The following is a 21,344-nucleotide window of genomic DNA, read 5'->3' as shown; positions in this document are numbered from 1 at the left end:
CGACTCAGCGCGCGTCCGGGTCGTACAGGACCAGGGTGGTCTGCGGCGCCAGCCGCACCGGGTGTCGCGGCGTCACCAGGCGGCCGGTCCGCAGGTCGCGGGCGCGGGTGCCGCACTCGGGCAGATAGGTGACGGTCCGGTCGGTGGTGGTGTTCATGACCACCGTGTAGCCGGCGTAGGCGAGCACGTACATCGGCGCCTTGCCGACCAGGACCTTCTCCACCCCGACGGTGGTGGAGCCGAGCGCCGGGTCCGGGACGTCGGCCGGGATCGGCGCCAGGTAGAACTTCTCCCCGGCGAACACCTGGTGCACCTTCTCGCCGGGATAGTCGAATCCGCCGGCCGGGATGGTCGAGACCTGACCCGAGTCGTTGATCGCGAAGTCCCAGCACGCCCAGTCCTGCACCGTGTAGGTGTTCCGCGGATCCTTCGCGAAGATCGACGTCTCCCGGACGGTCGCCGACCGTTCCGACTGCGGGGTCAGCAGGTGCACCCGGGCCATGTCGTTGACGCCCTGCTTGGCCCGCCAGTAGAGGGAGGCGTAGAAGATCTCCTCGCCGCGTTTGATCGCCACGCAGGCGTCGGTCTCGTCGGTGAAGACGAAGTCCGGGGCGCCCCAGCGGCCCGGCAGCCGCTTGCCGCTGTCCGTGAGCTTCTGGAACGCGGGCCAGTCCTGGGCGATGAACCGGAACGCGTTGAGCCCGACCCGGGTGTAGAGGCTGGTGCTGACCAACAGGTCGAGCTGCGGCGCGAGCTGGCCGTCGGCGATCATCTGGTGCGCCCACCCGGTCAGGTCGGGGTCCTGGAACACCGCCACCGCCTCGAGCGGGTGGCCGTCCCAGTCGGTGCGCTGGACGTAGACCAGGTCGCCCGGGTACGGCTCGTTTCGCCAGCCGATCTGCGTCTCGATCCGCATGCCGCGGTGGCCTTCGGAGTCCTCGCCGGGGTGCCGGAACCAGGAGCGCACCTTGATCATCTCGACCATCCGCTTGCGGAGCGCCTCGTCCGGCGTCCCACCCTTGCCCTGGGTCACCGCCTCGTACATCCGCACGAGCATGCCGGAGATCTCGCCGTAGTCGGCGACGTAGCCGAGCTCCCGGGTCAGGCCCTTCGGGGTGGCGACGTGGTAATCGTGGCCGAGCGTCCAGGTGGCCTCGCCGTCGGCGGTCTCCGGGCCGCGCCACGGCACCATGCCGAGCGACTCGTGGACCCACCGCCTCGCCTTCGCCTCCGGCCACGCGTCGGCCGGTGACAGCAGGGCCAGGCCGCGGTTGCACTCGTAGATGCCGATCGCGGTGAACTGCGCCTGGTTGGAGTAGTGGCGCTGATGCTGCCGCCAGTACTCGCGGCTGGCCAGCATCATGTCCCGGTAGGCCTGGCGGCGAGGGACGGCGCCGGCGACCACCGGCGGCGGCGCGGTGATCGTGACGTCGTCGAACCAGACGGTCTGCCCGCCGTTGCTGACCAGCCAGAACTCGTACTGGGTGGCGCCGGCCGGCACCGCCACGGTCTTGGTCAGCTCCTGCCAGCCCGCACTGCCGGTGGTCACGTGGTGATCGGGCGAGCCGCTCACATACGTCCCGGCGGCGTCCCAGAACTGGACCAGCACGTGCGGGGCCGTCGCGACGCCGTCGGTGTTGGCCCACACCGAGTAGGTGAGCTCGCCCGGCCCGACCAGGCTGCGCGACGACGGCGTGGCCAGGATCGTCTGGCCGGCCGACACCATCTTCAGCGAGGCCGTGCCGCCGTGCGCCACGGTGGTGTCGCGGGCGATGGTGCCGTCCGCCGCCCAGCCCGGCACGCTCCAGTTCGACGGGGTCGCCGCGCCGACCTCGAAGCCCAGGTTGGCCAGCCCGACCTGACCGGCCACCACGTCCCGGTCCAGGGCCGGCTGGAGTTCGTCCCACGCCTTGCTGAGCACGAGACCGACCCGGCCGAAACCTTCCCACTGCTGGTCGGAGGCGGTCAGCACGGCGTCGTCGGCGAGCCAGGCGCGGTACCGGCCGTCGATCGCCTGGCAGACCCGTTCCAGGGCGTCCGGGTTGCGGTAGGCCGGCGAGTCCGCCCAGAAGTAGCCCTCCAGCAGAGTCAGGTACGCCCAGCCGTCGAACGACGACGGCGCCTTCGTGTAGAGCAGCGTGTTCTGGTCGGCGAGGACCCGGGCGCGGACCGCCGCGATCCGCTCGGCGTCGGTGTTCGGCCGGGTGGTCGGCGTTGCGGTCGTGCCGTAGACGTCGCCGGCCGCCGGCGTGAAGTGCGGCGCCGTGTGGGTGTAGGCCCGGTAGATGCCGCGGGTCGGCGTGGTGATCGGGTAGTAGAAGCCGGCCGGGTTCTGACCGTACGCGTAGATCCGGCCCATCGCCCGGATCGTGACCTCGAGGGTGCGCTTGCCCCGCGTACGGCTCAGCGGCAGCGGCAGGGTGTGGGTGTAGAAGCGGCCCGGCAGCCGGGGCGCCAGGTCGATCAGGTCGATGTTGTCGACGACGGCCTGGTCGAACCAGCCGAGGATGTCGCCGTCCAGGAAGAGCTGCAGGCGCCAGTCGTTGTCCGCTTTCGGGGAGAGGTCGCTCCCCCAGAACTTCACCGTGACGTAGTTGGTGGCGACCGGATCGACGCGCAGCGTGCAGGTGACGCTGCCGCCCCACCAGTCCGCCGGGGTGCGCGGGTTGAGCACCCGGGCGCTCTGCCCGAGCCCGCCGGCGACCACGTCGGACAGCTCGGCGGTCACGTTGTGCAAGCGTTCCGAGGCGGCGTCGCCGAACACCACCGCATCGAGCACCGGCGATGCGGTGGGCGGCGCCGCGGCGGCCACGGCCGCGGCCGCCGACCAGGGAATTGCAGGGGTGGCCGCGGCCGCGGCGGCGACTCCGGCGCCACGCAGGACCCCGCGGCGGCTGATCGGATTCATGGCAGACGTCTCCTTCGTACGATGACTACTGAGAGTTAGAGAAGCCGAGTCGTGCCGAAGCGCCGAAGAGGAGTACGCGCTTACATCGTTCGCCATCATTCGACCTCGATGGCGGCCCGGTCAAGGGCAAAGATTTCGCCGGCGTTTCCCGGACCCGATCGAGCCGCCCGCTCTCGATAGGCGCAGAACCGCCCGTGAGGTGGGAAGCTTGGCCGCGCTGAGATCCTTGACACAGGCGTTTGCGTCGTTCTATGTTGCGGGAACAAATCTAGTAAACGTTTTCTGTAACGGCCTTCCGCATGCCTCAGCAAGCGGGCAACTCTGAGTGACATCGACAGTCGGGAGGATCCCCTGTGACGCAGATCGGCACCGCCGCGGCGGAACGATCCACGAGCGACACACCGCAGGCCGCTCCCCCGGCCGCCACACCCGTCCGGGCCAGCAGATGGCGCGGCCTCGGCGTCGCGATCCTCGCCCTACCGGCCGTGATCTACCTGGTCGTCTTCCACTACCTGCCGATGGCCGGGCTGGTGGTGGCGTTCAAGGAGTTCGACATCTCCAAGGGGATCTTCGGCAGCCCCTGGTCCGGTCTGGACAACTTCCGCTACTTCTTCAGCTCCGGCGACGCCGGCCGCATCCTGCTCAACACGATCTTCCTGAACGTGCTGTTCCTGGCGGCCACGCTCGCCGCCGGCGTCACGCTCGCGATCATGCTCAACGAGATCCGCGGCCGGTTCTTCAAGCGGATCGCCCAGTCGGCGGTCTTCTTCCCGTACTTCGTCTCGCCGATCGTCATCAGCATCATCCTGCAGGTGCTGCTGGCCGGGGTGGGCGGCTCCGGCGGCCTGGTCAACGACGCGCTGCTCGGCCTCGGCCTGCCGCAGGTCAGCTGGTACACCGAGCCCGGACCGTGGCCGTGGATCCTCACCATCGTCAAGGTGTGGCAGCTCGGCGGATACATGAGTGTGATCTTCCTGGCCGCGATCACGTCCATCCCGGAGGAGGTCTACGAGGCGGGCGCCATCGACGGCGCCTCCCGGGCCCAGCTGGCCTGGCGGGTCACCCTGCCGATGCTGCGGCCGACCGCGGCCATCCTGCTGGTCCTCGGGGTCGGCCGGATCTTCTACGGCGACTTCGGCACGATCTACGCGATCGTCGGTGACAACGGCACGCTCTTCCCGACCACCGACGTCATCGACACGTTCGTCTTCCGGTCCCTGCGCCAGCTCGGCGACTTCGGCACGACCGCGGCGGTCGGCCTCTTCCAGTCGGTCGTCGGCTTCGTCCTGGTGACGATCGCCGTGCTGATCCAGCGCCGGTACAGCAAGGAGAACTCGATCCTATGAGTACGGCCATTCGCCGCCGGCGGGCGCCGCTGGAGCCCTTCACCGTGGTCAGCATCGTCGGGGTCAGCCTCTTCATGCTGGCGTCGATCGCTCCGCTGTGGCTCATCCTGTCCGGCTCGTTCACCGCCGAGTCGAAGCTCTCCGAGACCGGCTACAGCCTCTTCCCGCACCCGTTCTCCCTCGAGGCCTACCGGACGATCCTGGCCGGCCCGACCGTCGTCGACGCGTACATCGCCAGCGGTTTCATCACGATCGTCGGCACCGCTCTCGCACTGGCCTGCACCTCCGGCCTCGCCTGGGTGATCGCCCGGCGCCTGCCGCTGATCAGCCGCCCGCTGGCGGTGATGACCTACCTGCCGATGCTGTTCACCGGCGGGCTCGTGCCGCTCTACCTGCTCGTCACGCAATACCTGCACCTCGGCAACAGCTGGTTCGCGGTGATCCTGCCGCTGCTGATCGCCCCGTTCCTCGTCTTCATCGAGGTCGGCGCGTTCCGCCAGCTCCCCGAGTCGATCCTCGAATCGGCCCGGATCGACGGCGCGAGCGAGCTGCGCATCTTCTGGCGGATCGGCCTGCCGCTGTCCAAGCCGATCCTCGCGGTCGTCGGCCTGTTCTACGCGGTCACCTTCTGGAACGAGTGGTTCACCGCGCTGCTGTTCATCTCCGACATCGACAAGTTCCCGCTGCCGCTGCTGCTGCAGAACCTCATCGCCAACGTGTCCGCCTCCACCATGCTGCCCACCTCCGGGCAGGCGGTGCCGGTCTACCAGCTGCGACTCGCGCTCACCGTGGTCACCATCGGGCCGATCCTGCTGGCCTACCCGTTCGCTCAGCGCTACTTCGTCAAGGGCATCACGCTCGGCGCCACCAAGGGCTGAGCACCACCCCCCGCCTTCTTCTTGGAGTACCCCCATGCCTATTTCCCGTCGTAACCTGCTCGCGGCCGGTGGCGGTCTCTCGGTCGCCGCGTTCCTGGCCGCCTGCGGTGACTCCTCCGGCTCGACCGCCAAGTCCGACACCCTCACCCTGCTGCTGCCCGGCAACACCCCGACCGGCTTCGCCGACGTGCTGACCAAGGTGAACACGAAGCTCAAGGCCGACCACGGTTTCACCATCGACCCGCGCTTCATCGCCTGGACCAACTACGGCAACCAGGCGCTGCTCAAGTTCACCGCCGGCGAACGCTTCGACACGGCGCTGCAGGCCCGCTGGCTCAACATGATCCAGCTCGTCGGCAGCAAGTCGCTCGCGCCGGTGAACAGCCTGCTGGACAGCGGGAAATACCCCAACCTCAGCAAGACCCTGGACTCCCGGCTGATCGAGAACAACAAGTGGTCCGGGACCCTGTGGGGAATTCCGCAGGTCAACAGCGCCGCCCGGCTCCAGCACTTCGTCGTCCGGCAGGACCTGGCCGACAAGGTCGGCGCCGGCACCATCGCCGACTACGCCTCGCTCGAGAAGTTCTGGTACGACGTCAAGCAGAAGGTCCCCGGCGTCACGCCGATGGGGCTGAACTCGAACATGACCAACCTGATCGCCATCCCCAACCCGATCGGCCTGCTCAACCCCTGGACCTGGGAGAACCCGCACACGATCACCCAGTCGTTCAGCGGCAACTCGATGTACTTCGCGTTCGCCGCCGACGCCGCGACCACCAAGGCGTCGCGGCCGATCCCGTTCTGGGACATCCCCGGCATGGTCGACGCCCTGCGCACCATCCGGAAGTACTACCTCGACGGCATCATCAACAAGGACGCGCTGAACGTCGACGCGGACACCCAGAAGAGCCTGTTCGGCAACGGCAAACAGGCCACCGCGTGGGCCATCACCGACGGCACCTCGTCGTCCTTCTACGGCCCGCTGCTCAAGAAGTCGACGCCCGGCGCCGCCCTGGCCAACGTGATGCCGCTCGCCGGCGGGAAGGCGTCCAAGCCCAGCCAGACCTTCCAGGCCGAGAACTTCGTGGTGCTCAACACCAAGGGCGCCAGCAACGACAAGGCCATGCAACTGCAGGATTGGCTGTCCATCCGGGAAAATCACGACCTTCTGGAGTACGGGATACCGGGGCGCGACTGGAACCCGGTGGGCGACGACACCCTCGAGCAGCTCACCGACTACAACTTCCCCGGCTTCGCGCTGAGCTGGCGGGCGTCGCTGGAGCGCAAGTCCAAACTGATCAGCGAGACCGAGGCCGACTGGTTCAGCTGGGCCGGCAACTACGACAACTTCACCACCGACACGTTCGCCGGGTTCATCCCGGACGTGACCCCGGTCAAGCGGGAGGACGCCCAGATGGCGGCGGCCTTCACCCAGTACGCCAATCCACTGTTCTTCGGCGCCGTCGACGTCGACAAGGGCCTCGACAAGCTGAAGAAGGCGATCGACGGCGCCGGCCTCGCCAAGGTCCAGGCGGAGCTGGAGAAGCAGGCCGACGCCTACCTGAAGGCCAAGTGACGGCCCGCACCCGGCCCGTCGCAGCGCTGGCGATGACCGCCGACCTGCCGGACCTGCTGTTCACGCCGGCGGTGCGGCGCCGGCTCGCCGAGGACGTCGAACTAGCCCCCGGCCCGGTGTTGCAGGAGTTCGAGAGCGCCCCGGCCCGGGCCGCCCTGGCCGGGGCCGAGGTCCTGATCACCGGCTGGGGCAGCCCCCGGATCACCGCCGAGGTGCTCGACGCCGCGCCCGCGCTGCGCGTCGTCGTGCACACCGGCGGCTCGGTCAAGGGCCACGTCAGCCGGGAGTGCTGGGAGCGCGGGATCCTCGTCTCGTCGGCGGCGGCGGCCAACGCCCTGCCGGTCGCCGAGTACGCGCTGGCCTGGATCCTGCTCGCGGCCAAGGGCGCCCGCCGGCTGGAACACACCTACCGCACCCGGCGCGCGGCGGTCGACCGCAACGCGGAGTTCCCGCACGTGGGCGCGTACCGCCGCCGGGTCGGCATCGTCGGCGCCTCCCGGATCGGCCGGCGGGTGATCGAGCTGCTCCGGCCGTTCGACCTGGAGGTGACCCTGTTCGACCCGTACGTGACCGCGGCCGAGGCGGCCGCGCTCGGCGTCGCCTCGGCCACCCTGCCCGACCTGCTCGCCAGCAGTGACATCGTCAGCCTGCACGCGCCCGCGCTGCGCAGCACCCGGCACATGATCGACGCGGCCGGACTGGCCCGGATGCCGGACGGCGCCACCCTGATCAACACCGCCCGCGGCTCGCTCGTCGACCAGGACGCGCTCGTGGCGGAGCTGGTCACCGGCCGGATCGACGCCGTCATCGACACCACCGAACCGGAGGTTCCGCCGCCCGACTCACCGCTCTACACACTCCCGAACGTCGTGCTCACCCCGCACATCGCCGGGGCACAGGGCAACGAGCTGCACCGGCTGGGCGAGTCGGCGGCGGACGAGGTGCACCGGTACGTCACCGGCCGGCCCCTCGCGCACCCGGTCGTCGTGCACGATCTCGCCCGGATCGCGTGATCGCCGCGGGCGTCCCGCCGCGGGCGCACAACCTGGACTGGCTGCGCCGGGTGCGCGACGGCGGGGAGCGCTCGTTCAACCCGTACTCGGCCGGGCCGATGATGGTCCTCTCCGAGCAGCGGATGGACTACGGCGTGCTGGCCGGCTGCTACGCCGCGGTGCGCGACGCCGCGCAGGCCCGCGGCATGGAGCTGACCCTGCTCGAATACCTGGAACCCGGGCCGGAGTTCTGCCGCAGCGATTTCAAGACCCGGCGGCATCCCGAGGTCGCGGTGGCCGGCGCCGACTCCGGCGGGCACGTCGTGCCCGGCATCCTCGACGTGACCCGGCCGCTGGCCGCCGACGAGCGCGGTTATGCCGCGTACCCCCGCGGGTTTCCGTCTGGTCTTCCGGCCGGGGATTTCGTCGCGGCGCAGACGGCCGCCTACGTCGACGACTTCGGGCTCGACGGAGTCCTGCTCGGTAACCAGTTCGGGCTGCTCGGCTTCTGGGATCCGGCCAACGCCCCGCCGGTCACCCCGGAACGCACGGCCGGGATCGGCCGGTTCTTCGCCGCGATGCGCGCGGCCTTCGGCCGGCGCCAGATCTACTGGATGGACACCTACTGGCGGGCGGACCTCGAACGGCCGGCGTGGGGCATGCCACCTCAGGCGTACGCCGCCATGGACGCGATCCTGGTCTCGGCGTTCGCGGTGCTCGTGGAGCGTACGGAAATAATTCCTAACCTGCGCGGCAAGGCCGCCCTGGGCGGACCTCGGGTCTTGTTCGGCCTCGACTTCGCCGACCCCTGGTACTGGTACCGGACCTGGCTCGACGACCGGCGCACCTATCTCTATCAACGGCAGGTCGTCGCCGAGCATGCGGAGCTGATCGACGGGGTGTCGTTCTTCGCCAACGACACGTTCGGTCATCTCATCCCGGACGGCCCGCTCACCGAGACCCTCGACATCCTGCGAAAGGCCGGACGATGAACCGGATCACCGGCGGCATGTGGGCGGACCTGCAGCGCCTCAACCGAACCGCGATGATTCCGCACGCGGTGCAGTGGATGACGCGGCTCGGCTGGGTCGCGAACTTCGACCGGGCCGCGGCCGGTGAGCGCTACGACCATCGCGGCCGGGAGTTCGCCGACTCGGAGATCTACAAGATCATCGAGGCGATCTCGTTGGAGCACCTGCGATCCGGGCCCAGCGAGCTCGACGCGGTCGCCGACGATCTGGCCGGCCGGGTCGCCGCCGCCCAGGAGCCCGACGGCTATCTGCACACCCTGTTCGGCCGGCCCTGGCAGCGCCCCCGCTACAGCGACTTCACCTGGGGGCACGAGCTCTACTGCGCCGGCCACCTGCTGCAGGCGGCGGTCGCGCACCACCGCGCCTACCGCAGCACCACGCTGCTGGACGTGGCGGTCCGGCTCGCCGACCACATCTGCGTGATGTTCGGGCCGCACGGGCTCAACCGGGTCTGCGGGCACGCCGAGATCGAGCTGGCGCTGGTCGCCCTCTACCGGGAGACCCGCGAGCGCCGCTACCTCGACCAGGCGGCGCTGTTCGTCGACCGGCGCGGTCACGGCACCCTGCCGCTGATCGAGTTCGGGCGGGCGTTCGCCCAGGACGACCTGCCGGTGCGCAAGGCCACCGTGCTGCGCGGCCACGCCGTACGCGCGCTCTATCTCGCGGCCGGCGCGGTCGATGTCGCCGTCGAGACCGGCGACGACGAACTGCTGGCGGCCTTGAAGACCCAATGGCAGAACACGGTGGACCGGCGTACCTACGTCACCGGTGGGATGGGCTCGCACCACATGGACGAGGCGTTCGGTGAGGACTTCGTCCTGCCGGCCGACCGGTCCTACTGCGAGACCTGCGCCGGCGTCGCGTCCATCATGTTCAGCCGGCGGCTGCTGCTGGCCACCGGCGAGTCGCGCTATGCCGATCAGATCGAACGGACGCTCTACAACATCCTCGCGACCGCGCCCGGCGACGACGGCCGGTCCTTCTTCTACGCCAACACCCTGCACCAGCGGCACCCGGGCGGCGACGTGCCGGTCAACGACGACGGGGTCAGCATCCGGGGCGGCGCCGGCGAGCGCCAGCCCTGGTACGAGGTGTCCTGCTGCGCGCCGAACCTGGCCCGCACGCTGGCCGGCCTCGACGACTACGTCGCCACGGCGGACAACGAGGGGATCCGGATCCACCAGTACATGTCGTCGACCCTCGAGGCGACGATCGGCGGTTCGCCGTTCACGCTCGACGTGACGACGGACTATCCGACGACCGGCACGATAACCGTCACCGTGACGCAGGCGCCGGCCGTGCCCGCCACGATCACGCTGCGGCAACCGGAGTGGTCGCCGTCCACGCCCGGCCGCACCCGGGTCTGGAGTCCGGGCGACACCTTCACGGTCGACCTCGACCTGCGAGAGCGGGTGACCCGCCCGGACCATCGGGTCGACGCCGTCCGCGGCTGCGTGGCCGTCCAGCGCGGGCCGGACGTGCTCGCGCTGGAATCGGTCGACCTCCCGGCCGGGTGGGCGCTGGCCGACGCCGTGCTCGTCTCGGCCGACCCGGCAGTTCTCCGGCACCAGGAGACGGGCGAGGAGGCCACGGTCCCGCTCATCCCCTATCGGCGCTGGGCGCGGCGCGGACCCTCGGCCATGCGCGTCTGGATCCCGCTGGATCAGACGGTGGCGCCACCGAGGTAATCACGTGCGGCCGAGCCGATGTCGCCGTACAGGGTGCTGTGCGTGACGGCGAGCAGGCCCCCGTCGACCGGCAGCGTGGCGCCGGTGATCCAGGTGGAGCGGTCGGAGGCCAGGAACAGCGCCGCCTGGGCGATGTCGCGGGGCTGGCCGACCCGGCCGAGGGCTTGCGAGCTGTCCAGTCGCTTGGTCAGGAACAGCCGGAACTCCTCGGTCCGCTCCGGCGACAGGCCCAGCGGCTTCGTCATGATGGGCGTGACGATGATGCCGGGGGCGATGGCGTTGGCGCGGATGCCGTACCCGCCCAGTTCCCCGGCGGCCTGCCGGATCACACCGAGCACCGCGTGCTTGGCGATGGTGTAGCCGGCGCTGGACCAGCCGCCCTCGAACGAGGCGCCACTGGCCGTGGTGATGATCGAACCGGCGGTCCCCTGGGCGATGAACTGCTGTGCCGCGAAGCGGTGCCCGGCCACCACCGCGCCGGTCAGCAGCCGCAGCGTGCGGTCCAGCCCGGCCGAGCCGAGCTCCAGGATGGGCGACTGGTCCCCGCCGGCTCCGGCGTTGTTGAACATGACGTCGAGCCGGCCGAAGGTGGCCACCGCGTGCGCGACCAGCGCCGCCACCTGGTCGTCATCGGTGACGTCGGTATGCAGGTAGCTGACGGTGCCGGGGAACCGCTTCTGCAGCTCGGTGCCGAGGTCGTCCTGCACATCACCGACGACGACCTGCGCGCCCTCCTCGGCGAACAGTTCCACCGTTCCCAGGCCGATGCCGCTGGTCCCGCCGGTGATGACGGCAACCTTTCCGGAAAGCTCTCCAGCCATGTCGAATCCTCCCCGCCATTAAGTGCACCAGATCGGTGACGTAATACGACGGCAATCCCGGCGCCGCGATTTACGCAACCACACCGGTAACAGATATCCCGGGCGGGGTCTCGTCGAGTGCACGGGCGACCGCGTCGGTGAGGCCGGCGCGGGTGAACGGCTTCTCGAGCAGGATCGCGTCGGCGCTGAGGTGTGCGCGTTCGCCGAGGACGCCCGCGGTGTAGCCGGAGGTGTAGACAACCGGTAGTCCGGGCCGGCGCCGGTGGATCTCGGCGACGAGTTCGGGACCGGTCAGGTCCGGCATGACCACGTCGGTGATCACGAGGTCCACGTCCGTGGTGTTCAGCAGTGCCAGTGCGGCCTGCGGGCCGTGGACGGCGGTGACGGTGTAGCCGCCGGGCCGCAGCAGCCGGCACGTGACCTCGGCGAGTGCGGGGTTGTCCTCGACCACGAGCACATGCAGCGAGCCGGCCCTGGCCGCCGGGCGGTCCCGGACCTCCGGCACGACGGCGTCCGGCCCGGCGATCGGTGCCTCGGTGGCCGGTAGATAGATCTTGATGGTGGTGCCGTGACCGGGTTCGGAGTAGGGCACGACCAGGCCGCCCGCCGAGCGGACGATGCCGTACACGCCGGCCAGGCCGAGTCCGGTGCCGTGCCCGGCGGCCTTGGTGGTGTAGAACGGCTCGAAGGCGCGGCGCAGGGTCGTGGCATCCATGCCGGTTCCGGTGTCGGACACCGCCAGGCGCACGAACCAGGCCTTGCCGTCGCCGCCGTCGTCGTCCATCGCATCCGGGCCGAGCTCGGCCCGGTCGACCAGGACGCGTTCGCAGTCGATGCGCAGCCGGCCGCCGGCGTTCATCGCGTCGCGGGCGTTGGTGGTCAGGTTGACGATGACCTGATGCAACTGACCCTGGTCGATGCGGACCAGACCGGAGGCGCCCTGCGTCCCGCGTACCGGGCATTCCAGTTCGATGTGTTCGCCGAGGGTGCGGCGCAGCATCGGCTCCAGCTCGGCGATCACGTCCAGGACGTCGACGGTCTCGGCATGGCCGGGCTGCCCGCGGCCGAACGCCAGCAGCTGGCGGGTGAGCGCCGCGCCCTGGTCGACCGCGCAGATGACCTGCCGGGCCAGGTCCGCGGCCGACGAGGCGGCGGGCACCTCGGTGAGCAGCAGCTCGGTGGCGCCGCCGATGATCGACAGCAGATTGTTGAAGTCGTGGGCGATACCGCCGGCGAGCCGGCCGATACTGTCCAGCCGTTGCATCTGCGCGAGGCGCTCGCCGAGTTCACGGCCGCGGATCCGGTCGGTGATGTCGGTGACCATGATCAGCCACTCGGGTGTCGTGTCGGCCGGCGCCGGGAGCGCCGACACCGACAGTTGCACCCAGATCGAGTGGCCGTCCCCGTGCCGCAGTCTCCGTTCGTGCGGCCGCCCGTCGGACAGCCGCCACCACTGCCCTTCCTCATCGTCCGGTTGCCAGCTGGAGGCCGGCCGGCCATGCATCTGGTCGGCGGCAACACCGAGAATCTCGGCCATCCGATCGTTGACGAACGTGGTCCGGCCCTCGGCATCGATCTTCCAGACCCCCTCCGAACAGGTCTCGACGATCAGCCGGTAGTTCTCCCGTTCGGCACGCAGCCGGGCCACCGAGCGGGCGGTGGCCACCGCCAGGGCGACCCGGGCCGCGACGTCGACGGCGAGCCGGGAGTCCTGGTCGGTGAAGGGCCGGTCCCGGCCTTTGCGACCCAGCGACAGATTGCCCAGGTAGGTGCCGTCGGCGATCAACGGCACCATCAGGATCGACCCGAACCGCAGGTGTTTCAGGTGGGGCCACAGCGGTCCGGCGATCTCCCGCATCGCCTCCTCGGTGAGGTTGTTGCGGACCACGACACCGCCGTTGTCGTGGACCTCGGCGGCGAATCCGTCGTCGACGCGCTGGTGCTGCCGGGGCAGAAGCAGGCGCAGCATTTCCGCGGACGCGGCATCGGGGTGATGCACGGCGGCCCGGTCGAAGACGCCCGCATCGTTGGCCAGGCGCACCACCGCCCCGTCGCCGATCAGCTCCGAGGCGGCCCGGGCGGCGCACTGCACCACCCGTTCGAGGTCCGTGGACGCGACGGTCAGGGCTGACGCGAGATCCGCCAGAAACCGCGCCGAATCCGCTGGTTGCCCGGCCACCACCTCTGTCTAGCACGCGTAAGTAGCAGCCTCACCAGGGACTGACGGCGCCGAGGTGTTCGCCGGCGAAGTGCTCGGGGCGCGGGCGTACGTCCGCGATCAGGCAGGCGACCTCCAGCGCCGGCGGCAGGAAATGGTCGTCGTAGCGGGTGTCGCGGAACCGCCCGAGTCCGACGGCTTGCAGGAACGGGACGATGGCGTCCGGTTGCGTGCCTGCGCCCGCCGGCGCGCCCCGCTCCAGTGCTCCGTCGTCCCAGTAGACCGCCAGCGACGTGCCGTCGATCGCCCAGCCGAGGAAGTCCTCGCCGTCGTAGCTCCGCGAGCTGACCACCGCCCTGGTGCCGAGCGACAACGGCTCGATCTCGTCGGCGGCGTCCAGCGCGTCCAGTTCGATCAGCATCACCCAGTCGCCGAACTGAACGGCGAACACCCGTTTCAGCATGTCGTCATCCACCGGCTCGATCGCGGCGAGATCCGCGAAGGTCATCGACGCGATCTGAGCCTCCTCGACGCCCAGCCGCAACAACGCCTCACGGGCCGGAATCCGGTGCACCAGGGTGATCGAGTAGTGCGGGAAGTCAGGGCCGGGGTCGAACAGATGAAACCAGTCGGCGGGCAGGCCACTGTCCCGCGGCCGCAACGGCTTCGCGTCGTTCTCCCGCTCCCGGCGCGCGTACTCCTCCTGCAGCTCGTCGAGCCGCGCCTCCTCGGCGGCGGTGCCGCTGCGGTAGACCTCCGAGCCGTCCGCCCCGATCAGGACGAGGTCGCCGTCGTCGCCGACGATCAGGGCCGAGATCGGGTACGCCGCCGGGTCCAGCCGCCGCCCGGCCCACCGGGCCAGCAGCGTGGAATCGGCGCCGGTCCGCAGCATCCCGTCGTGCCCGAGGGTGAGCTGCGCGCTCGCGCCGCGCGACCAGACCATCCCGCCCCGCTCACGGACGAGCGTGATCTGACCGGCCGGATCGACTGACAGGAGGTACCTGCCGTTCGCCGAGACGAGGGGCCCGTCGAGACGTTGCCCGCGCGTCAGCCGGTCACCGGCGGCCGGCCGGCAGCTCGCCAGGTCGGTGTCGGTCAGCGGGTCCCGGCTCCAGCGCGGGAAACCGTCCGGATCCACCAGGACCAGTCGCCCGTCGTCGGTCAGCACCGCGGCGCCGACCCGCCGGTCGACGTCGCCGGAACGCCAGAACGGGCGACCGCTCCGGTCCACCAGAACCAGGTAGCCGTCGGGCATCAACACCAACCGGCCCGGTCCGGCCGGGACGGGACCGACCTTCCAGACTTCACGGGTACGGGCCCGGTCGCGCAGAACAAGTTCCCCGCCGGGGCGGTGCTCCAGCGCGAAGGCCCCGCCACCCGAGACGAGGGACACCGACGACGACAGAGACTCCCCGGTGCGCAGAACGGTTCGTTCATCAATGTGCATGCCTGAACGACGATCGACCGCACCAGGAGGTTCACGTGTCCGCAGTGCTTTCCTCACGTCTCCTGCATCGGGTGTCACTCCTTGACCAGGGTCACCTCGGACAGCCCGGCCGGACGGTGGCCGTCTCCCCGAAAACACCGGCACTCGCGACAGCGGCATGAGCGCATCCAGCGCCGGCCGCGGTTGTTCGGGGTTTACCTCGGAGAGAATTGTTTCGCGATGGGGGTGAGCGCAGAGTTGCCGCCATGACGAACTATCCGATCCACACCATCAACACGGCGCCGGACTACGCCAAGCAGCCCATTGCCGTCCTTGAGGAGGCTTTCGGATTCATTCCGGCGGCAGCAGCGGCAATGGCGAATTCGGCGCCATTGATCAACTCTTTCTTCTCGGCCTTCGGCCATTTCCGGGGCGACGGCACTTTCAGCGCGGCCGAGCGGCAGGTGCTGCTGTTGACGAACGCGGTGACCAACAATTGCGGATGGGCGGTCGCGTTCCACACCCTGGAGGCGCTCGCGGACGGGGTACCGGCGGCCGAGGTCGACAGGATCCGTCGGCGTGGGCTGCCCGAGGATCCGAGGTTCGGCGCGTTGTCGGCGCTCACCCGCGCGTTGATCGGCCAACGGGGCCACCTCGACCAGGCGCAGACCGCGGATTTCCTGGCGGCCGGGTTCGACCGCGACCAGGTTCTCGAAGTCATCACCGGCGTGGCGATCTCGACGATGAGCAACCACGCGGCGACGGTCGCGGACCTCCCGCTCGAGGATCAGCTGCGCGCGCACGCCTGGGACGCGAGTCGCTGACGCCGGCGGGACACAGCGAGCGAGGATACTGACGTGATGTCCGAGGTCGGCACGCTGATCAGACATTGGCGCAACGCTCGACGGATCAGCCAGCTGGCGCTGGCCGCCGAGTCTGCGGTTTCGCTGCGGCATCTGTCGTTCATCGAGACCGGCCGCTCGAGCCCGTCGCGCGCCATGGTCCTGAAGTTGGCCGAGGTCCTCGACGTGCCGTTGCGGGAACGTAACACCCTCCTGCTCGCGGCCGGCTTCGCGCCGGTCTACCGGGAGTCGGCACTCGACGGACCGGAGCTGGCCGAGGTCCGCCAGGCCCTCGACGCGATCCTTGCCCAGCAGGAGCCGTATCCCGCCCTGATCATCGACCGGGATTGGAACATCCGGTACGCCAACGGCGCGGCCGCCCGCTTCTTCGCGTTTCTGCAAGCGGGGCACGTCACAGCGGCGCCGGGGCCGCCGAACGTGCTCCGCCGGATGTTCCACCCGGACGGTATCCGGCGCTACGTGCGGAACTGGCCGGAGGTTGCCGAGGCCCTGGTTCGCCGGGTGCGGCGCGAGGCCATCGGCGGAGTCAGCGACGAACGCGCGCAAACGATTCTGCGGGAAGTTCTGGCCTACCCCGGCGTCCCGGCCTCGCTGCGGTCGCTGGACGCGATATTGCCCACGATGCCGGTGATACCCATTCAGTACGCCCGCGACGGCCGCCGGTTCGATTACTTCTCGACCGTAACGACGCTGGGGACCGCGCAGGACATAACGCTGCAGGAACTGCGTATCGAGTGCTTCTTCCCGGCCGACGACGCCACCCGCGACCAGGCAACCTCGCTGGCGATGAGCCGGAGCCGGGTGAACTCAGAGAGTGATCCGGCCCCTCAGGGTGTTGAGCATGATCTGCGAGCGGGTCTGCGTGACCAGCGGATGACGCCGCAGGCCGAGCAGCAGTGACTCGAGATGATCGGTGCCGTGCCGTCACGTTCCAGCCGGCCGACACGGCGTCTGCACCATGCTCAGCCGGCCGATCCCGGCGAGCTGAGCTCCGGCCCGCCGCCCGGCCGACGCGTGGGTCATCGTCCGGGCGGCGGGAGCAACCCGGTCCGATCAGGAACAGTTGGTCAGCTTCGACGCGTCCAGCTCGGGCGCGGCCTTGCCACTCTTGCCGAGCGCGTCGTCCCAGGCCTTCTTGTACGACCCGTCGGCCGCGGCGGCCTTCAGGATGTCGTTGATCTTGTTGCAGCCCGCGGTGTCTTCCTTCTTGATACCGATGCCGTACAACTCGGTACTGAAGGGCTTACCGACGACCTTGAACTTGCCCGCGTACTGATCCTGCGAGGCGTACCCGGCCAGGATGATGTCGTCGGTGGTGACCGCGTCGACCTGACCACCGGCGAGCGCCGTCACGCACTTGGAGTACGAGTCGAACTGCTGCAGCTGGGCGGTCTTGTAGTCGGTCTGGATCTTCTTGGCCGGGGTGGACCCGCTGACCGAGCAGACCTTCTTACCGGCGAGCTGGTCGGGCCCGGTGATCGTCGACGCCGCCGGGACGAGCAGGTCCTGCCCGGCGATGTAGTACGGGCCGCCGAAGTTGACCTTCTTCTTCCGGTCGTCGGTGATCGAGTAGGTCGCCACCACGATGTCGACCTGGCCCTGCTGGATGTACGGCTCACGGTTCGCCGACACCGTCGTCTTCCAGGTGATGCCGCTCTCGTCGACGCCGAGACCCTTCGCGATGAGCTTGCCGATCTCGATGTCGTAGCCGGTGTAGGTGCTACCGGTCTGCAAGCCGAGACCGGGCTGGTCGGCCTTGACGCCGATGGTCAGCTTCTTCGAGCTGGCCGCCTTCTCGACGATGCCCGACTTCGCGGTGCTGGTGCTGCCGCTGTCGGAACCCTTGTCGTCCCCGCCGCAGGCCGCCATGCCGAGCGCCATGGTCATTGCGCCGAACGTCGCTGCCAATCGGGTGATGCGCAACATTGCTCTCCTGAAAAGTCGATCCCCGCTGGGTGTTCAGAACCGTGCTGGACAGACGTCAGATCCGATCCATCACGTGCACCACAACGCGCACCACGGCGCACGGTTCAAAGCTGCTCGCAAGTTTCCGGTCCGGGCGGTCAGGCGATGGTGGCCAGGCTGCGGTCCGGGGTGGGTGTGGCGACCGGGCCGGGCAGGATCGGCGACGGGCGGAAGCCCTTGATGGTCAGGTAGAGGCCGACGGACAGTTCCCAGGCGGCGACCGGCAGGGTCAGCAGGAACGACGCGGCGGACGTCTGGGTGTTGTGGCCGAACAGGGTGGCCAGGTCGGCGGCCAGCAGGAGCGGCGCGCCGATCAGGCCGATCAGCGGGATGAGGCGGGGCACCAGGCGGGAGCGGAAGAGCAGGGTGCCGAGCAGCAGGGCGTTGAAGGCGGGCATCAGGCCCGGGCCGAGCAGGAACGTCCAGTCGCGGACCGCGACCAGGGAATGGCCGGTGGCCAGCAGCGTGGCCGGGTCGGCGCCGGCCGGGTTCTGCCGCAGGGTGACGATCGCCAGGAGGCTGACCACGCCGATCAGGACGACCGCGCCCTCGAGCATGCGGGACATCACGAAGCCCAGCGCCAGGCCCTCGTTCTGCCGTTTCACCACCGGGAACAGGGCGACCGCGGTGCCGATCGCGGCGAGGGCGTTGACCACGTCGAGCAGGCAGCCCCAGACGACCCGGGTGTCGGCGCCGGCGCTGATGATGTAGTCGGCGTGGTGCAGGACCGGCGACAGCAGGAAGAGGGCGGGGATCGAGGAGACGAAGGTGATCAGGTAGAGGAGGCCCGCGACGAGCGCGGTCTTGCGGATGCCGGTCATTGCTGACTCCGATGCACTGAGATCAAGGGGGCCGAGGTCGCGCAGGGCGCCCAGCAATCCGAAAGGTAGGAGCGCAGGTGGTGACCGCACATCACCACATGTGGTGAGCGGCCTAGTGAAAAAGTGCCAGCTCGGCGGCGCGGCGGACGGCGCCGCGGCGGCTGTTGACGCCGAGCTTGGCGTAGATGTTCTTGGTGTGGGTGCGCAGCGTGTTCAGCGAGACGGTGAGCTCGCGGGCGATCGCCGGCCCGTCCAGGTCGGAGCGGAGCAGCCGGAGCACGTCCAGTTCGCGCTCGCTCAGCGGATCGACGAGCGGCACCGATCCGGCGCCGGGGAGGCCGGCCCCGGGGAGGCCGGCCGAGGAGTCGAGCAGGCGCCGCACGTACCCCCAGGTTGGTTGTTGTCTGGCGAGCCGGCGCAGCAGGGCCGGTTCGACGCCGGCGAAGGCCCGGACGTAGCCGTGCGGCTCGGCCAGGGTGAGCGCCCGCTCGAGGACGACCGGATCGCCGCGGCGGCCCGCCTGCAGCACCAGGATCTCGATCGCGCTGCCGGTCCGCCCGCCGGCGACGGCCGCCGCGAGGAGCCGGGTGAGGAGCCGGTCGGCGTCCGCCGGCGCCGGGGAGGCCAGCAGCACCCTGGCCAGCGTGATGTGCTCGAACTCGCGGAGGTAGGACAGCTCGTCGTCCGCGGCCAGGCCCTGCTCGCCGGCCCAGGCGAGAGCCTCGCCGATTCGGCCCTGCGCGGCCAGCACCCGGGCGATCATGGCCGGGACCGGGCGTACGTTCGGGGAGAAGTCACCCACGTACACCCGCTGTGCCTCTTGAAGCAGTTCGACGGCGCCGTCCAGATCGCCCTGCGCCTCCCGCAGCGCCGCCGATGCGACCCGCCACCGGTACGGATTCTGCGGCAGCCACGTGTGCTCCCCCAGTTCCTCGGCCCGGCGCAGGTGCTCGGCGGCGGCGGTCAGGTCGTTGCGCTCCAGGGCGATCCGGCTCATCCCGACGTGCATGTCGGCGTTGCCGCGCAGCTCCGGGCCGAGGAGCAGGGCCCGCTCGTAGGTGCGCAGCGCCTCGTCCAGCCGGCCCTGGGTGATCCGGATGTCGGCCAGGGTGATCGAGCAGCCGAGCACGTCCGAGAGGTGGCCGGCCCGCCGCAGCCCGTCGACACTGGCCGAGTAGGCCTGGTGTGCGGCCTCGAGGTCGCCGCCGCTCCAGAGCGAGAGGCCGAGCAGGGCCGACGCCGCCGCCCGGATGACGTGGTCGCCCGCTGCCGCGTGGTCGATCGCCTGCCGGGCGTGGGTAGCGACAGCGACCGGGTCGCCCCGCATCAGCGCGAACGCGGCGTAATACATCTCGATCGCCGCGGGCAGGCGGGGAAACTCGCTCTCGTCGACGACCACCATCGACCCACGGTCGCCGGCCAGCACCGCCGCCACCTCGCCCAGCCGCCGCTCGACGTCGGCGAACTCGTTGCCGGCCATCAACGCCCCGATGAAGCCGATCGCCAGCACCGGCCGCACCCGGACGACCTCGGCCGGAATCGCGTCGAGCCAGCCCCGGATGGTGGCCTCCTGCCGGTCCTGGCGCAGCGCCGGGATGGCCAGCTCGATCAGGCCGGCCGCCCGCTCGACGTCGCCGGCGGCCAGGGCGTGGCGGATCGCCGGAGCCGGTTCGCCGTTCTGCTCGTACCAGCCGGCGGCCCGCCGGTGCAGCTCCGCGACCTGGCCGGGCTGCTCGTCCTGCTCGTCTTGCCCGTCGGTGAGCCGGGCCAGCAGCATGTCGGCGAAGAGGTGGTGGTAGCGGTACCACCGGCGGTTGCCGTCCAGCGACACCACGAACAGGTTGCCCCGGTCCAGCGCCTCCAGCATCGCCCGGCCCCCGGCCCGCCCGGTGACGGCGTCGCAGAGCGGCCCGGTCAGCCGATCGAGGACACAGGTCGAGATCAGGAACTCACGGACCTCGGCCGGCTGCCGATCGAGGACCTCACCGACGAGATAGTCGACGATGTACCGATCGTCACCGGCGAAGCCCGCGATGAACCCGGCCACGTCCGCGCGCCCGCGCATCGACAGCGCGGCCAGCTGCAGCGCGGCGATCCACCCTTCGGTCCGGCCCGCCAGCACGGCGATGTCACTCACGGCCAGATCAAGCCCTTTGACGTACGCCGTGACCTCGCCCAGCGTGAAGCGCAGATCGGCCGCCCGGATCTCGACCAGCTCACCGCGCGCCCGCAGCCCGGCCAGCGGCAGAGCCGGGTCGGCCCGGGTGCTGACCACCAGATGCACCTGCGGCGGGAGGTGGGCCAGCAGGAACGCCATGCCGGCTTGGATCTCGGGCCCGTCGGCGAGGTGGTAGTCGTCGAGCACCAGATAGACGTCTTCCGGCTCGGCGCTGAGCTCGTTGATAACGGTGGTGAGCAGCGCCTCGATCGGCAGCCGGGCCGCGTGCAGCAGCTTGATGCCCGGCACGACCCGGTCCAGCGCCGCGAGCACATAGCTCCAGAACGAACCCGGCTGCCGGTCACTCTCCTCGAGCGACACCCAGGCGACCCGCGCTTTCGCCCCGGCCAACCCCTCGGCCAGCAACGTCGTCTTGCCGAACCCGGCCGGCGCCGACACCAGCGTCAGCCGCGCCTCGGCCCCACGGCCGAGCCGCTCGACCAACCGCTCCCGGGCGACCAGGCCGCGCCGCACCCGAGGCAGGTAGAACTTGGTCTCCACCAACGAGCCGGCCATGACAGCGCCCTTCGCGCGCCGACGACGGACGCACCTCGAGCCTAGGGCGCATCTGACGGATCATCACTGGTTGCGATGATCGATCGTTGTCTCGTCGTGGCTGGTGATTTGACTGATGAGGACTGGCAACGGCTGGA

General features: G+C 70.1%; 15 protein-coding genes. 8 read left to right on the top strand and 7 right to left on the bottom strand.

The features are described 5' to 3' along the window. Positions 1-4: 4 nt before the first annotated feature. Positions 5-2,908, bottom strand: coding sequence for a hypothetical protein (locus tag AB0E90_RS42010; protein ID WP_360417906.1), 2,904 nt, complete (start codon positions 2,906-2,908; stop codon positions 5-7). A gap of 353 nt (positions 2,909-3,261) precedes the next feature. On the opposite strand from AB0E90_RS42010, the gene AB0E90_RS42005 reads away from it, so the two are divergent. Genes AB0E90_RS42005 through AB0E90_RS41980 form a run of 6 tightly spaced genes read left to right on the top strand, consistent with a single transcriptional unit; the run spans position 3,262 to position 10,419 of the window. Continuing rightward, entirely contained in the window at positions 3,262-4,254 is a 993-nt protein-coding gene (locus AB0E90_RS42005; protein ID WP_360417905.1) for an ABC transporter permease subunit, read from the top strand. Next, entirely contained in the window at positions 4,251-5,132 is an 882-nt protein-coding gene (locus AB0E90_RS42000) for a carbohydrate ABC transporter permease (RefSeq protein ID WP_360417904.1), read from the top strand. The genes AB0E90_RS42005 and AB0E90_RS42000 overlap by 4 nt, the downstream gene beginning before the upstream one ends. A 34-nt stretch (positions 5,133-5,166) precedes the next feature. Further along, entirely contained in the window at positions 5,167-6,708 is a 1,542-nt protein-coding gene (locus AB0E90_RS41995; protein WP_360417903.1) for an ABC transporter substrate-binding protein, read from the top strand. Then, entirely contained in the window at positions 6,705-7,721 is a 1,017-nt protein-coding gene (locus tag AB0E90_RS41990; protein WP_360417902.1) for a hydroxyacid dehydrogenase, read from the top strand. Before AB0E90_RS41995 ends, AB0E90_RS41990 begins: the two co-directional genes overlap by 4 nt. Beyond that, positions 7,718-8,692 (top strand): hypothetical protein, encoded by a 975-nt coding sequence (locus AB0E90_RS41985; protein WP_360417901.1) that lies wholly within the window; start codon positions 7,718-7,720, stop codon positions 8,690-8,692. The genes AB0E90_RS41990 and AB0E90_RS41985 overlap by 4 nt, the downstream gene beginning before the upstream one ends. Next, positions 8,689-10,419, top strand: a complete 1,731-nt coding sequence (locus AB0E90_RS41980) for a beta-L-arabinofuranosidase domain-containing protein (protein ID WP_360417900.1) — start codon at positions 8,689-8,691, stop codon at positions 10,417-10,419. The genes AB0E90_RS41985 and AB0E90_RS41980 overlap by 4 nt, the downstream gene beginning before the upstream one ends. Here AB0E90_RS41980 and AB0E90_RS41975 read toward each other — a convergent pair. The 3 genes from AB0E90_RS41975 to AB0E90_RS41965 form a co-directional block, all read right to left on the bottom strand. Then, positions 10,395-11,240: an SDR family oxidoreductase gene (locus AB0E90_RS41975; RefSeq protein ID WP_360417899.1), complete on the bottom strand. Its 846-nt coding sequence runs from the start codon at positions 11,238-11,240 to the stop codon at positions 10,395-10,397. The genes AB0E90_RS41980 and AB0E90_RS41975 overlap by 25 nt on opposite strands. A 70-nt stretch (positions 11,241-11,310) precedes the next feature. Then, complete coding sequence (locus AB0E90_RS41970; RefSeq protein ID WP_360417898.1) at positions 11,311-13,419, bottom strand: ATP-binding protein; 2,109 nt, start codon at positions 13,417-13,419, stop codon at positions 11,311-11,313. 31 nt (positions 13,420-13,450) lie between these two features. Then, positions 13,451-14,845: a DUF6461 domain-containing protein gene (locus AB0E90_RS41965; protein WP_360417897.1), complete on the bottom strand. Its 1,395-nt coding sequence runs from the start codon at positions 14,843-14,845 to the stop codon at positions 13,451-13,453. 245 nt (positions 14,846-15,090) lie between these two features. Here AB0E90_RS41965 and AB0E90_RS41960 point away from each other — a divergent pair, with 245 nt between their 5' ends. Next, a complete protein-coding gene (locus AB0E90_RS41960) occupies positions 15,091-15,648 on the top strand; it encodes a carboxymuconolactone decarboxylase family protein (RefSeq protein ID WP_360417896.1) in 558 nt (185 codons plus the stop codon). 36 nt (positions 15,649-15,684) lie between these two features. Continuing rightward, positions 15,685-16,587, top strand: coding sequence for a helix-turn-helix transcriptional regulator (locus AB0E90_RS41955; RefSeq protein ID WP_360417940.1), 903 nt, complete (start codon positions 15,685-15,687; stop codon positions 16,585-16,587). Positions 16,588-16,740: 153 nt separating this feature from the next. Here AB0E90_RS41955 and AB0E90_RS41950 read toward each other — a convergent pair whose 3' ends face one another. The 3 genes from AB0E90_RS41950 to AB0E90_RS41940 all read right to left on the bottom strand — a co-directional run bounded on the left by AB0E90_RS41950 (position 16,741) and on the right by AB0E90_RS41940 (position 21,207). After that, the gene (locus tag AB0E90_RS41950; RefSeq protein ID WP_360417895.1) at positions 16,741-17,613 is read right to left on the bottom strand and encodes a glutamate ABC transporter substrate-binding protein; all 873 of its coding nucleotides are present in this window, start codon (positions 17,611-17,613) and stop codon (positions 16,741-16,743) included. Positions 17,614-17,750: 137 nt separating this feature from the next. Then, positions 17,751-18,473 (bottom strand): DUF4386 domain-containing protein, encoded by a 723-nt coding sequence (locus AB0E90_RS41945; RefSeq protein WP_360417893.1) that lies wholly within the window; start codon positions 18,471-18,473, stop codon positions 17,751-17,753. Positions 18,474-18,585: 112 nt separating this feature from the next. Next, positions 18,586-21,207: a LuxR C-terminal-related transcriptional regulator gene (locus tag AB0E90_RS41940; protein ID WP_360417892.1), complete on the bottom strand. Its 2,622-nt coding sequence runs from the start codon at positions 21,205-21,207 to the stop codon at positions 18,586-18,588. Positions 21,208-21,344 lie beyond the last annotated feature (137 nt).

The organism is Actinoplanes sp. NPDC026619 (genome assembly GCF_040638295.1).
Lineage (GTDB): Bacteria > Actinomycetota > Actinomycetes > Mycobacteriales > Micromonosporaceae > Actinoplanes.
Note: the sequence above shows the minus strand (reverse complement) of the source record. Positions and strands in the feature narration are given on the sequence as shown.

Coding starts and splice junctions, on each gene's coding strand:
- AB0E90_RS41945 (WP_360417893.1), bottom strand. CDS start 18,473: ATGACCGGCATCCGCAAGACCGCGCTCGTCGCGGGCCTCCTCTACCTG.
- AB0E90_RS42010 (WP_360417906.1), bottom strand. CDS start 2,908: ATGAATCCGATCAGCCGCCGCGGGGTCCTGCGTGGCGCCGGAGTCGCC.
- AB0E90_RS41940 (WP_360417892.1), bottom strand. CDS start 21,207: ATGGCCGGCTCGTTGGTGGAGACCAAGTTCTACCTGCCTCGGGTGCGG.
- AB0E90_RS41980 (WP_360417900.1), top strand. CDS start 8,689: ATGAACCGGATCACCGGCGGCATGTGGGCGGACCTGCAGCGCCTCAAC.
- AB0E90_RS41960 (WP_360417896.1), top strand. CDS start 15,091: ATGACGAACTATCCGATCCACACCATCAACACGGCGCCGGACTACGCC.
- AB0E90_RS41995 (WP_360417903.1), top strand. CDS start 5,167: ATGCCTATTTCCCGTCGTAACCTGCTCGCGGCCGGTGGCGGTCTCTCG.
- AB0E90_RS42000 (WP_360417904.1), top strand. CDS start 4,251: ATGAGTACGGCCATTCGCCGCCGGCGGGCGCCGCTGGAGCCCTTCACC.
- AB0E90_RS41975 (WP_360417899.1), bottom strand. CDS start 11,240: ATGGCTGGAGAGCTTTCCGGAAAGGTTGCCGTCATCACCGGCGGGACC.
- AB0E90_RS41955 (WP_360417940.1), top strand. CDS start 15,685: ATGTCCGAGGTCGGCACGCTGATCAGACATTGGCGCAACGCTCGACGG.
- AB0E90_RS41950 (WP_360417895.1), bottom strand. CDS start 17,613: ATGTTGCGCATCACCCGATTGGCAGCGACGTTCGGCGCAATGACCATG.
- AB0E90_RS41965 (WP_360417897.1), bottom strand. CDS start 14,845: ATGCACATTGATGAACGAACCGTTCTGCGCACCGGGGAGTCTCTGTCG.